General features: G+C 40.5%; 14 protein-coding genes. 1 reads left to right on the top strand and 13 read right to left on the bottom strand.

The window, feature by feature from the left end:
* Nucleotides 1-481 precede the first annotated feature (481 nt).
* Nucleotides 482-2,827, top strand: coding sequence for an aerobic respiration two-component sensor histidine kinase ArcB (gene arcB / locus ACMUMK_RS12830; RefSeq protein WP_414701542.1), 2,346 nt, complete (start codon nucleotides 482-484; stop codon nucleotides 2,825-2,827).
* A 38-nt stretch (nucleotides 2,828-2,865) separates the two neighbouring features.
* Here arcB and ACMUMK_RS12835 read toward each other — a convergent pair whose 3' ends face one another.
* From ACMUMK_RS12835 to ACMUMK_RS12895, 13 genes are all read right to left on the bottom strand, one after another.
* Nucleotides 2,866-3,729 (bottom strand): DMT family transporter, encoded by an 864-nt coding sequence (locus ACMUMK_RS12835; protein ID WP_414701543.1) that lies wholly within the window; start codon nucleotides 3,727-3,729, stop codon nucleotides 2,866-2,868.
* 6 nt (nucleotides 3,730-3,735) lie between these two features.
* Nucleotides 3,736-5,091, bottom strand: a complete 1,356-nt coding sequence (gene mgtE, locus ACMUMK_RS12840; protein WP_414701544.1) for a magnesium transporter — start codon at nucleotides 5,089-5,091, stop codon at nucleotides 3,736-3,738.
* Nucleotides 5,092-5,281: 190 nt separating this feature from the next.
* Complete coding sequence (locus ACMUMK_RS12845; RefSeq protein WP_414701545.1) at nucleotides 5,282-6,319, bottom strand: mechanosensitive ion channel domain-containing protein; 1,038 nt, start codon at nucleotides 6,317-6,319, stop codon at nucleotides 5,282-5,284.
* Between the two features lie 196 nt (nucleotides 6,320-6,515).
* The gene (locus ACMUMK_RS12850) at nucleotides 6,516-6,791 is read right to left on the bottom strand and encodes an HPr family phosphocarrier protein (RefSeq protein WP_414701546.1); all 276 of its coding nucleotides are present in this window, start codon (nucleotides 6,789-6,791) and stop codon (nucleotides 6,516-6,518) included.
* Between the two features lie 20 nt (nucleotides 6,792-6,811).
* Entirely contained in the window at nucleotides 6,812-7,657 is an 846-nt protein-coding gene (rapZ, locus tag ACMUMK_RS12855) for an RNase adapter RapZ (protein ID WP_414701547.1), read from the bottom strand.
* Complete coding sequence (gene ptsN / locus ACMUMK_RS12860; protein ID WP_414701548.1) at nucleotides 7,654-8,100, bottom strand: PTS IIA-like nitrogen regulatory protein PtsN; 447 nt, start codon at nucleotides 8,098-8,100, stop codon at nucleotides 7,654-7,656. Before ptsN ends, rapZ begins: the two co-directional genes overlap by 4 nt.
* Before the next feature lie 32 nt (nucleotides 8,101-8,132).
* Entirely contained in the window at nucleotides 8,133-8,420 is a 288-nt protein-coding gene (hpf, locus tag ACMUMK_RS12865) for a ribosome hibernation promoting factor (protein WP_414701549.1), read from the bottom strand.
* A gap of 25 nt (nucleotides 8,421-8,445) precedes the next feature.
* Nucleotides 8,446-9,948: an RNA polymerase factor sigma-54 gene (locus ACMUMK_RS12870; RefSeq protein WP_414701550.1), complete on the bottom strand. Its 1,503-nt coding sequence runs from the start codon at nucleotides 9,946-9,948 to the stop codon at nucleotides 8,446-8,448.
* 55 nt (nucleotides 9,949-10,003) lie between these two features.
* Nucleotides 10,004-10,729: an LPS export ABC transporter ATP-binding protein gene (lptB, locus tag ACMUMK_RS12875; protein ID WP_414701551.1), complete on the bottom strand. Its 726-nt coding sequence runs from the start codon at nucleotides 10,727-10,729 to the stop codon at nucleotides 10,004-10,006.
* Nucleotides 10,729-11,277, bottom strand: a complete 549-nt coding sequence (gene lptA / locus ACMUMK_RS12880) for a lipopolysaccharide transport periplasmic protein LptA (RefSeq protein ID WP_414701552.1) — start codon at nucleotides 11,275-11,277, stop codon at nucleotides 10,729-10,731. The genes lptB and lptA overlap by 1 nt, the downstream gene beginning before the upstream one ends.
* Nucleotides 11,240-11,806, bottom strand: a complete 567-nt coding sequence (gene lptC / locus ACMUMK_RS12885; protein ID WP_414701553.1) for an LPS export ABC transporter periplasmic protein LptC — start codon at nucleotides 11,804-11,806, stop codon at nucleotides 11,240-11,242. The genes lptA and lptC overlap by 38 nt, the downstream gene beginning before the upstream one ends.
* Nucleotides 11,803-12,354 (bottom strand): 3-deoxy-manno-octulosonate-8-phosphatase KdsC, encoded by a 552-nt coding sequence (gene kdsC / locus ACMUMK_RS12890; RefSeq protein WP_414701554.1) that lies wholly within the window; start codon nucleotides 12,352-12,354, stop codon nucleotides 11,803-11,805. The genes lptC and kdsC overlap by 4 nt, the downstream gene beginning before the upstream one ends.
* A gap of 2 nt (nucleotides 12,355-12,356) precedes the next feature.
* Entirely contained in the window at nucleotides 12,357-13,322 is a 966-nt protein-coding gene (locus tag ACMUMK_RS12895) for a KpsF/GutQ family sugar-phosphate isomerase (RefSeq protein WP_414701555.1), read from the bottom strand.

The following is a 13,322-nucleotide window of genomic DNA, read 5'->3' on the forward strand; positions in this document are numbered from 1 at the left end:
CAAAGCACGGGCAGGATATGAAATGAACTCATACTTCTAGCGCTTACTTTACGTCGTATTTTTTCTTGGGGATACCAGTCGAGTATCGAATATTTATCTTAAGCAGGAGGTACAAAATACCGAGTATCATTTTATAAATCAATTATCATCTATTTTGGAATTTCGGTTTTTTGAAATATAAGGGATTTAATTGATATTTTTTACATAAAAAACAATTGGATACATTGTTTTTTTTGCTTAGTTATATGCTATAAAAAAATGTTAGTTTTTTGGCGTTTTTGTTCTCAAATAGCGTTATCTAAGGATTTTAGTGAATTATTTATAAATGTTGTTTTGGGTAATTATTCATAAAAAATGAATCTTTAGTCATCTTTTGGGTGTGCCATGGATAATAAATGCGCGCTGAATTATGATCCTTTTAACATTCTTGTTAGCATAACAAGATAACCTGATGAACTATTTTAATTTGAGACCTTAAAAAATGTCAGAACCTGCTTCAGTTGAACCATGGGCAATTCGCTTTGCACAATTTATAAGACGTTTTGGAGCGATTAAAGCCGCTACTATATTTGTCATTTTTACATTAATTTTTAATTTTGCAGGCTCATATTACATTCGAGTGTGGATAGGCAACCCAGCCCACACTGAAGACTTTATAAGTGCGACCTTATTAACTTTGCTTAGTGCGCCGTGGGTGCTTTGGTATTTTTTCCAGCTGGTAAAAAAACTTGAGCAGTCAAGAGCAAGCTTAGCCGATGCAGTCAAAGAGTTAGAGCGTTTGCGAAAAGATGACGAACTGTTAAATCGCACCTTACAAAACAATATTAAACAGCTTAACCATGAAATCGAACAGCGAAAGAACGCACAATTAGAGCGTGAAAGTGTGTTTAGTGATTTAGAGCGGGAGATTGAAGACCGTTCTGATAAAGAGCAGCAAGCGCTGAGGTTGTCTACCTTGTTGCGGTCTATCATCGATGCTTCTCCTGATTTAGTGTATTACCGTAATGAAGAAGGGCGTTTTGCCGGTTGTAACCGAGTGGCAGAACAAATGACAGGGAAAACTGAACAAGAGCTTATAGGGTTAACACCACATGAGGTGTATGACGAAGAATTAGCCAGACAAGTAGTTGCAAGTGATCATAAGGTGCTTGAAAACAATGAAAGCATTACCGAAGAATTATGGTTGCGCTTTGCTGATGGACGAAGAGGCTATTTTGAAATGCGTAAGGTTCCCTTTTATGGAGAGGGAAATGTTCGTCTTGGTCTACTAGCCTTTGGCCGTGATATCACAGAGCGTAAAAAAGCGGAAAATGTTGTAGCTAAAGCCAGTAAAGATAAAACTGCCTTTATTGCCACTATTAGCCATGAATTACGTACACCATTAAACGGTATCGTTGGTTTAAGTCGCATGTTGCGAGACACCAACCTTACTAGTGAACAGTTTGCTTGGGTAAGTACAATTTATGCTAGTGGCATTACTTTAGGCAATATCTTTAATGACATCATTGACTTAGACCGTTTAGATAGAGACAGATTAGAGCTGTCGTTAAAAACAGTTTCATTGAACGACTTCACCTCTGAGCTAGGTAGTATCATAGAGTTATTGGCAGAGGATAAAGAACTTACCTTCGTGGCTAAAGTCCATGAGCCACTGCCAGCTTTGGTCGAAGTAGACGGTACTCGATTAAGACAGATCCTCTGGAACCTCTTGTTTAATGCGGTTAAGTTTACGCAAAAAGGTACAGTGTCTTTAGAGGTTAAAGCAGAGCCTATTGATGCGGCTACCAGTAAAGTTACCTTTAATGTACGCGATACGGGTGTTGGGATCCCGCAGCAAGAATTAGATAAGATTTTTGCTATGTATTACCAGGTTGACTTACCTGAACATCAAAGTGCTACCGGAACAGGAATTGGCTTAGCCATCTGTCAAGAAATGGTATCCTTGATGAACGGCAAAATAAGCGTAAGCAGTGAGATTGGTAAAGGAACTTGTTTCACGGTTGAGCTGCCCTTAGCTATCAGTAAAAAGCCCATCCAAGTTGAGTCTTTGAAGGTTACTGGTTTACAGATCCTATTGGTTGAAGATATAGAGCTTAACGTGATGGTAGCCAAAGCATTGCTTGAAAAGCTAGGGCAATATGTAGACGTTGCTATGACAGGTAAAGAGGCTATCGATAAAGCAAGAGAGAAAGAATACGATCTTATTTTACTGGATATTCAGCTACCAGATATGAACGGGTTTGAAGTGGCAAACGTACTCCATGAAGAGTCACTTGTAGAACAAACCAGTATTGTTGCCTTAACGGCAAACGTGATTAAAACCCGTGACGAGTATCTCGAAAATGGTATGGACGATGTAATTGCCAAGCCAGTTAAAAAGAGTCGAATTATTGAGGTATTCAATAGTCTGTTCTGCGAGTTGCCAATTGAGCCCCATCAACCAAAAGAAGAACCTAAGAAAGACGAATTGAATACTTTCTTAGATTTAGAATTATTACAAATGTTAGTGGATACCATAGGCCATGAAATGGTGCGCACTAGTGTGAAAGTATTCCAAGAAAACATGCCCGAATACATGGACATTCTGCAACTTAGCTTAAGTGCTGATGAAAAAGATGAAGTGTGCTCGCAGGCTCATAAAATAAAGGGTGCCGCCGGATCTGTTGGTTTAGCTAGGGTACAAAAAATAGCTAACGAGATCCAACAAGGTGACCACCCTGCTTGGTGGCAAAATGTTCATGACTGGGTAGAGCAGCTTAATCAAGCGGCAGAGCAAGATATGCAGAAATTAGATAATTGGCTTAGCAAGCAAGACATAGATGACTAAGTAAACTTTACCAACTCACATAGGCATGTGAGTTGGTTTTATTTGCTTTTAGTTTTTGCCAATATGACTAACAAAATACCGCCAAGTATCACTGCTGCCGATATGGCTAAGTGAGTATCTAGTGGTTCATTAACCAGTAAGATGCCTCCGGCTGCTGCCCAAATAGGCACAGATAATTGACATACAGCAGCAATACTTGGCGCTAAGTTAGGCAGTACTAAGTACCAGATAGCATATCCTACGCCAGATGCTAAAGCCCCAGACGCTACTGTATAAACCCAACCCATAGGAGTGATTGTCAGCCCTGTATCCACTAAAATAAATGCTAATCCAAGTAAGCTTATTGGCACTAAGCGCAAAAAATTACTGGCTGTATCATAAAGTGGCTGCTTTGATTTTGAGCCAATTATGCTATAGAAGCCCCACGCTACACCGGCTATGGCCATTAACACACAGCCTACCACACTGGGTTTTTCTAATTCCGGTAACACAAAGTAAACAAAGCCAGCAACAGATAAAAATATTCCTATATATTCCTGAACACCCATACGAGAACCGAGTAACCAAGCTCTAAACAACATAGTAAATTGTACGCATGCAAAAAGTATCAGTGCGCCTGTCGCCGTACCTAAAGATACATAGGCATATGAGAATCCTGCAGCATAGATAAAGAGGTAAAAAGCACCGGAATAACTGCCATGATGAGTTAACCCAGATAGCTTAATTTTATTTTGAAATAATATAATGATGGCTAACACAAAGGCTGCTGACATTAGCCGAATTACAGTAAAATCTAATGGAGGTACATGTTCAGAGTTTAGCGCCAAGCGGCAAAACACTGAGTTTGCCGCAAATGCAAATAGCGCTATTAGCGTTAGTGGGATAGTTTTTATGTTGCTCATTCGTTCCTACATTAATAACCATGTAGCCGTTCCTAAAAAAGCGAAAATTCCTACTACATCTGTGATAGTTGTGAGTATTACACTGCCCGCTAAGGCAGGATCTATTTTTAATTTTTTCATGAGCATGGGTAAGGTAACCCCTGCTAATCCTGCAGCTACCATATTGATCATCATTGCAAATGCTATGACAGCACCTAACATGAAGTCTTGTTTCCAAATAGCGATGACCGAAGCAATAAGTACAGCCCAAATAATGCCGTTCAAAAAGCCAATGGCTAATTCTTTACTGATTAACCACCTAGCATTGGCAGAACTTACATGCCCTAGGGCCATACCCCTTATCACTAGGGTGAGAGTTTGATTACCAGCAACACCACCCATACTAGGTACTATTGTATTTAAAATAGCAAGTACCGCTAATTGGCTTAAGGTTGCCTCAAACATATCGCTAACTGCTGCAGCCATTAAGGCAGTAAATAAATTTACTCCCAGCCAAATAGAACGGCGTTGGGTACTTTTTATTACAGGCGCAAAGGTATCTTCTTCATCTTCTAGCCCTGCCATGCTCATCATGGAGTGTTCAGCGTCTTCTCGAATGATATCTACAACATCATCTATGGTGATTCGGCCTACTAATTGATTGTTTTTATCTACCACTGGGGCAGATAACCAGTCATAGCGCTCAAAGAGATTGGCAACTTCACCGTCATCCATATCAACAGGAATTGCTTCTGAGTCTTTAATTAGCGTTTCTACTGGAGTGTCGGGAGCAGCGGTAATTAATTTTGTGAGGGCAACGCCACCCATGAGCTTGTCCTCACTATCGACCACGTAAAGGGTATCTGTGTGCTCGGGAATATCACCTTTTAAACGTAGATATCTTAAAACCACATCAACATTAATTTTGGGACGCAGTGTGATGGCGTCTGTGTTCATGATAAAGCCAGCTGTGTCTTCACCATATGACAGGCCGAGTTCAGCTCTTTGCCTATCCTGTTCATCCATAGCTGCTAAAATGTCTTGTGAGACAGCCTCAGGAAGGCCTCGTAGGGTGTCTACTAGGTCATCCGTATCCATCTCCTCTAACAAATCGGATACCATATCTGGCTGCATGGTATCTAATATGCCATTACGAACGTCTTCGGATAACTCCTCTAGCACATCACTATATAAACTAGGGGAGATAAGCTGCCAAATATCTATTCGGTTGCGGCTTGGGCTTGATTCCAATAAAAGAGCAATATCACAGGGTTGTAGGCTTTGTAACAACTCTGTGGCGAGGTCGTTTTGGCCAAGCTGTAATGCTTCGTTTATAGCATGACGTTGGCTACGAATGCTTTTGGATTCAAAGGTGTCTGGCATAGTTAACGTATATGTATCCAATATTGAGGGTTAAAAAGAAACAGTGTTACAAGGGCTCATAACGACAAATAGTGTAATGGATGCACGGCCTTTGGTCAGTACATATTTACGCACTTTTTATACAGTATGATGAAGCTAGCTTTATCTAGGAAGTTAATCACTTCCTATCTCTTTAAATAAGAAAGTAGTTTTATTTATTGTCTGGGTCCTCGGCAACCTCTTTTAATTCGCTTACTTTAATTTTTAGCTGTTCTATTTCAGCGTCAATAAGTTGCTGCTTATCTTTCTCTGCATGCTTAAGGCTCTCTTTTAGCTGCTCGATTCTTTGCAACATATCGAGCCTGTCATTTTCTATTTGTTGAGCTTGCTCTGCTTTATCGAAAATCAAGTCTTCAGCAATAGACTCATCTTTCACCTTTTTAAATGCAGGAGAGTGAGCAATCATGCGTTTAGCATCAGGACCTGCATGTTGGCTAATGAAATTAGGAGACATAATTTCAATATCGTTATCATGCAAGCAGTCCAATACATACTTATGTAGATTGGAACGTGCAGTTAGCAGGTTTTTAACTTCAACGAGCAAACCACTGATTTTGTAGCTAACAGAAAAATCTCCTAGCTTGGTTACATGGACAAAGCCGTCCTCAAGGCCACTTTGCTCGGCTGCTTTTAACAATAATTCCTCGATACGACTATGATGTAAGTCGTAGCCTAAGGATAACTCAACAGAAATAATGGTACCGGAGCGGCGTACTACAGTGACCGCATTAGTGATCAATATACTGTTTGGGATAGACACCAACTCTCGTGACTCTGTTTGCACCTCACAATCGAATAAACCCAGCTCAGTGACACGGCCAAAAGTACCATTGATGCGAATAAAATCACCTGTGCCAAATGGTTGAGTAAAGCGAAGTAGGGTACCGGCGACTAAGTTCCCGAATATAGTCGTAGAGGAAAATGCTAATAATCCAGATAAAACTAAGCCTATCAAGCTAAGGATTTGTATCTCAAGATTTTCCTTTAAGGGCAGTGAAATCACCACACTGATTAAGCCCACAAGTAATAGCAATAGCGTTACTACTTGGCGAGAAAAGGTGTTTTCATTGCCTTTATGCTGTTGCCTTATGAGCATGAGCTTTTGACTTAGCCAAGTTACAAAGCCAAAAAAACATAAAGTGACTAATGCGGGCAGCCAATCCATTAATAGGTTATCACTTAGGTCCACAAAATTTACCTTTTAGATACATGTCTTCTTATGGGCTTATCCTATCACTAAGCGTCAAATTAGTCGCTTTAGTAAGAGTGGCAATCAGGTTTTTGAATGTCTGCTAGTTCGGGGAGATACTTTTTAAATTTGCTGGGGTAAAAGTTGAATTGGGATGCGGAGGCAGCTAGCTCTTTTTTAACAGATAAATACTCGTTTACTCATCTTCATTGAAGCGAGTTGCCACTAATATTTCCACTGCATCTAACGCCTCTTTGGCGTCTGGTCCTTCACTCACAAATCTAATCTCTTTGCCTTGATTGCCTTCTAGCATCATTAAACCAAGCACACTGTTAGCTGAAGCGGTTTTTTCGCCAAGATGCAAAGTGATCTCAGCATCAAACTTATTGGTTAACTGAACCAGTTGCGTGGCAGCTCTAGCGTGAAGTCCAAGCTTGTTGACAATCAGTAATGTTTTCTCGAATGTGGCCATAGCGTTCTTCTTTGTAAGGCTTAGCGATTTAGTTCGCGATGCCGTATTTGTACATCAGGATGTGAGTCTGTAAATGCTTTCGCAAGGGTTTCTGCCACGTAAACTGAGCGATGTTGTCCACCTGTACAGCCAATGGCAATGGTGACATAGCTACGGTTGTTTCTTTCTAAGTGGGGGAGCCAAGTGGATATTAGATTTTGAATTTGCCAAATAAACTTAGTCACGATTGGCTGTGAGCCTAGAAAAATTTGTACTGGGGCATCTAAACCTGTGAGATGTTTTAGATCTGGCTCCCAATGGGGATTGGGTAAAAATCGCCCGTCAAACATATAGTCGGCATCTTTTGGTGTTCCATATTTAAATCCAAAAGATTCAAATACCAATACTAACCTTGAACTCTTTTTGCCTAAAATCCTTTCTCGCACTAGTTCTGCTAACTGATGTATCGATAATTGGTCTGTATCTAAATATAAATCAGCTCGCTCAGCGATAGGGGCAAGCAGTTGGCTTTCTGCCTGAATTGCAGCGGATAAGGATTTATTTTGTTTTGATAATGGGTGTAATCGTCTTGTTTCGCTGAAGCGTTTTATTAGAATATCGTCGCTGGCATCAAGGTAAAGAATGGTCACATCCCAAGATTCCGGTAGATAGTTAAGAATTTCTACTAGTTCATTTGGATCTTTAGGGAGGTTTCGAACATCAATGCTAACAGCTACTTGTTGGTATTCATCTACTACCGTGTGAATTAATGTGGGGAGCAGATTAACTGGGATATTATCGACGCAATAATACCCAAGGTCTTCTAGAGATCTTAGTACTACAGACTTGCCAGAGCCAGAGCGACCACTAGTAATGATAAGTTTCATTCGACTACAGCCTTGAATAGTTCTTCGTCTGTAGTGGCGGCACGCATCATTTTCAGCGTTTCTTTATTTGTTAGTTTTTCGGCAATTGCCGATAAAGTACCAAGGTGTTCTGAAGCTTTATCTGTGGGAACTAATATTGCAAAAAAAACATCAACAGGAGCATTGTCTATAGCTTCATAGTTGATAGGCGTTTCGCTGGTAACAACTATTGCAATCACCTCTTCTAGATTTTCAAGGCGCCCATGGGGTAAAGCTATGCCATTGCCAATCCCTGTGCTACCCATTTTTTCTCGGCACATAAGGCAAGATAAAATGGTGGCTTGATCTATTTCTAGTAAGTGTTGACTAGCAATATCACTGATATGTTCCAGGATTCTTTTTTTACTTGCTCCCTGAACTGCACACAAGGTGCAGTCAGGGTGAAGGATATCTTTAATTTCCATTGGCATATTCTAATTGTTGTAAGGAATTTAAGTTAGTGGCGTTGTAGCTTTTCCTTGTACTTTAACACCTGTCTATCGAGCTTATCTATTAATCCATCTATCGCAGCATACATATCAGAATGTTCTGATGTTGCGAATACTTCAGTACCACTGAGGTGCAAAGTTGCCTCTGCTTTTTGGGTTAGCTTTTCTACATTTAAAATGACGTGTACGTTATTGATATGATCGAAATGCCGTTCCAACTTAGTGAATTTGGTGTCGACGTAGTTCTTCAAAGAATCTGTAATATCTACATGATGACCGGTAAGGTTAATTTGCATATCGCCTTTTCCTTCTTTAATGCGCCTATAGTAGGCTCTTACGTTGATTTGACGGGGGTATCATTAAGGACTCCCGATATTTTGCTATTGTCCGCCGCGCGACCATTATGCCTTGGTCGGCCAACAATTGAGCAATTTTACTATCACTTAGTGGTTTACTGGGCATTTCTGCTGCGACTAGCTTCTTAATTAAAGCGCGTATAGCCGTAGAAGAACATTCGCCACCTGTTTCTGTGGCAACGTGGCTTGAGAAGAAATATTTAAGCTCAAAGATACCACGTGGTGTGTGCATATACTTTTGAGTAGTAACTCGTGAAATGGTGGATTCATGCATGTCGACCATTTCGGCAACATCATTTAACACCATAGGTTTCATCATTTCTGGACCATGCTCGAAAAACCCCATTTGCTGCTGAACTATGCAATTAGAGACTTTAAGTAGGGTGTCGTTACGACTTTCAACACTTTTTATAAACCATTTAGCTTCTTGGAGATGCGAGCGAATAAACTGACTGTCAGTTGAGCTTTTTACACTCTTGCTCATGGCCGCATATTGCTGATTTACATTAAGTTTTGGTAAGCTGTCTGGGTTGAGCTCTACTGTCCATCGGCCGTTCTTTTTGGCAACCGATACATCTGGAATTACGTATTCAGATTCACCAGTAACTATGGCTGTTCCTGGTCTTGGGTTGAGAGTTTGTAGTAAGCGCATTGCTTCACGTAATTCGTCTTCTTTCATGCGGGTTTTGCGCATTAAGGTTCGATAATCTTTACTACCAATGAGATCACAATAGTCGGTGATCAACATCTTGGCTTCTTCTAACCAAGGTGTATCAGGAGAAAATTGGTTTAGTTGAATAAGTAAACACTCTTGTGCGCTTCTCGCACCTGAGCCAATTGGATCAAACATCTGAATACGCTTTAACACGACTTCAACTTCATCCAACTCTATTTCTTCATCGTCCATGCTGGCTAGCACTTCTTCTGTACTTATCGTTAAATAACCAGCTTCGTCAATAGAGTCAATGATGGCCATTGCTATGGCGACATCTGTTTCACTGAAGTGAGTGAGGCGCATTTGCCACAGCAGGTGGTCTTGAATATTGTCTGTGGTTTCCCCTTGAAACACAGGTTCATCATCACTGGCTGAGCCTGAACTCGATGAGGATGATGTTGGAGCTGGGGCAGATGATGCACTTAGGTATTCGTCCCAAGTGCTGTCTAAAGGTAAATCTTCAGGGATATCATTATTTTGCAGAGCATCGCCAGCTTCTACGCTGTCAACGTTGACTTCTTGTTGCTCGCTTAATTTCTCTGCTGAGTCAGCAGAGTGGTTGGTTTCAAGTGCTTTATCGCCACTGGCATTGTCGTGTTGCTCTTCAACTTCAAGTAATGGATTTGAATCAAGGGCTTCTTGAATTTCAGTTTGCAAATCCAAAGTAGACAACTGCAACAGCTTGATAGCTTGCTGCAACTGAGGTGTCATTGTGAGCTGTTGGCTAAATTTTAACTGTAAAGAGGGTTTCATTCACTTCTTATATTTAATGTAATGTGTTTATCAGCCGAGTTAACGTATGTGCTAACTATAGCCTGAATTGTTCACCTAGGTATACATCTCTTACACGTTGATCACTTAAAACATCTTCCGCCGTACCCGACGCAATTAATTCACCGTGACTAACAATGTAAGCTTTTTCGCATACATCCAAGGTTTCCCGTACATTGTGGTCTGTTATTAAAACACCTAAACCACGGTCTCGTAAATGTTGAATTATGACTTTAATATCGTTAACTGATATAGGATCAACCCCTGCAAAAGGTTCATCTAAAAGTATAAAATCAGGATCTGCTGCTAGTGCTCTTGCTATTTCTACTCGGCGTCTTTCGCCACCTGATAAGCTCATTCCTAGACTATTACGAATATGATTGATATTGAATTCATCTAGTAGCGCGTCTGCTTGTTGTTCCCTTTGTTCTTTAGACAATTCTTTTCTAGTCTGCAATATTGCCATTAGGTTTTGGTATACAGTGAGCTTTCTAAATATTGATGCTTCCTGTGGAAGATAACCTATACCTTGCCTAGCACGCACATGCATGGGCTGTAAGGTTAATTCTTGTTGATCAATATAAATGTCACCTTTATCTAAAGGTACTAAACCTACAATCATATAAAAAGTGGTAGTTTTTCCCGCACCATTTGGCCCAAGTAAACCAACTATTTGCCCGGTTGAAACCTCTAGGCTAACGTCCCGTACTACTTGTCGAGACTTGTATGATTTTGCTAAATGGCTAGCTTTTAATAAGGCCATTAAGGTTGTTTATCCTGTTGTTTTTTTGCGTTTGACTTTTCTTTGGAGACGGGCTGAAAAGTTGTAATGACTGGCACGCTGCCTTGTTCGTCACCTTGAGCAATAATTTGTTCAAGTTCCATATTAAACACAATAGATTCACCTTTCACGCTACTTGCATTTTGTTCAATCTGCGCTCCACCTGACAAAGACAGTGCACGTGACTCACGCTTATATTCAATTCTGTTCGCTTTTGCGGTGACAATACTGCCGTCTTCTTGTTGTTGGGAGTACTCTGCTGGATTGCCCGTGGCAATGAATATTTCTTTGCCGTCTCCAGCACTTGCATCAATCTCTAATTCATCAGCTTTAAGCTCTAACGAGCCTTGTTTTATCACAACATTCCCTTCATGGAATGCTTTTTTAGCGATCCCGTCTGCTTGCTGATATAAAGAAGACAATTCAATCTTTTGATTAAAGTCATCTTTGCCGGCTACACTCTGCGCTGAAAATAGCAACGCAGCCAGTAAGCTAGCGTGACGCAGTAGGTTGATATACGGTTTTGACATGGTTAAGTAACTCGTATTTTTGGGTTTCTAAGTTTGCGGTAAAACCATTGCTATTAATGACATAGTTCGGGCCAATAATCTCTACAGCCTGATCAGAATACATGGTCTTATCTGTTAAGTTTACTTCGATAAAGTTAGTGCGAATAGTTTGTACATAGCCTTCTTCACTTAAGCTCGTCACTTTTACGTCTGTTTCAAATTGTAACCTTTGATCTTCGTATAGCGTCCCTTCTTTTGCGTCTACTTGCCAAGAATGTAACGTTTGAGCATATAACAAATAACTTGGTTCCTTGAAAAGTGTGAAGCCTAGTAAGTCATAATTCTCCATTTTTTCAGCATATACCTGATGGTTAATCTGCCCAAACTTGTCGTACAAAGTGCTCTTCATTTTATTGGCTTGATAGTTTGGTATCCAAGCTTCTTCAGTTTCGGGTAAGTTTTCTATTTTTTCCTGTTCTAGCCAAGCAGGTAAACTCAGTCCTAAGGCAAGGCTAAACAAAACCAATATACAAATCGTTAGGCGGCTCATACGCTAGCGCCATGAATATTGGTAAGTTGCCCTTTAGTTAGCAGGATTAAATCACACACTTCTCGAACAGCGCCAAATCCACCTTTCGTTTGTGTAACATAATCTGCAGTGCTTGCCACTAATGGGTGACCGTCATTGACACAGATATTTAGGCTTGCTGCATTGAACATCCCCATATCTGGCATATCGTCACCAATGGCAGCGGTTTGTTCGGCTTTTATGCCTAACTCTAATTGTAAGGCTTCAAGTGCAGGTTGTTTATCTTCACAGCCTTGCAATATATGTTTTACACCTAAGGCTGTCATTCTGGTTTCAACCATTTTAGATTTGCGGCCAGTAATCACAACCACATGAATTCCTATGTTCAAGAGAGCTTTGACCCCGTAGCCATCTCGGGTATGGAAAGCTTTTAATTCTTCGCCGTTTTGGCCCATGTATATACGACCATCTGAAAATACTCCATCTACATCACAGGCTAATAATTTAATTTCTGAGAGCTTTTCAAATAGTTGTTTTTCTACTTTTCCGTAGGGTGTTTCGATTGTCATGGTTAAATTATTCCAGCTTGAAGTAGTAGTTGCATATTTATTGCGCCCACAGGTATGCCTTCTTTGTTTGTGACAAATAATGAATTAATCTTGTGTTTTTGCATTAATTTCAATACTTCTGCAGCCAACATTTCCGAAGAGGCAGTGATGCTGTTTTTTGTCATAATGTCTTTAATGGCAACCTTATGTACGTCTATTTTATTGTCTAATACTCGCCTTAGGTCACCATCAGTGAAAATGCCCAGTAGCTTTCCAGATGCATCTACAACACCCGTCATACCAAGGGCTTTTTTAGATATTTCTACCAGGGCTGTGCTTAAGGTTTGATCTGGTGAAACCAAAGGCAAAGCTTCATGTTTTACCATGATATCGTCAAGCTTTAACAATAGTCGTTTACCCAAAGAGCCGCCAGGATGAGACATAGCGAAGTCCTCAGATGTAAAACCTCTCGCATCTAATAGGGCTACTGCAAGGGCGTCGCCCATGACTAATGTGGCGGTGGTGCTGGATGTTGGAGCTAGCCCAAGAGAACAGGCTTCTTTTTCAACTTTTACGCAAAGTTTAACGTCAGCATATTTCCCTAAAGCACTATTAACATTAGATGTCATTGCAATAATAGTAACACCTAGGCGCTTTACAACTGGTACTAATGCCAATAGCTCTGCGGTTTCTCCTGAGTTGGAGATTGTGAGCAGTATGTCTTGTTCTGTGAGCATTCCAAGGTCACCGTGATTGGCTTCCGCTGGATGCATAAAAAAGGCTGGCGTACCGGTACTTGCAAGGGTGGCAGATATTTTATGGCCTATGTGCCCTGATTTACCCATACCAGACACCACCACCTTACCTTTACATGCCATGATGAGTTCACAGGCTTTGGTAAAGTCGTCATCAATATACTGAGTTAACTGTTCAATCGCTTGTTTTTCTATTTCTAACACTTGAAGTGCAGATTGTTTAAATTTTGTCAT

The sequence above is a fragment of the Paraglaciecola sp. 2405UD69-4 genome (assembly GCF_047525415.1).
Classification (GTDB): Bacteria; Pseudomonadota; Gammaproteobacteria; order Enterobacterales; family Alteromonadaceae; genus Paraglaciecola.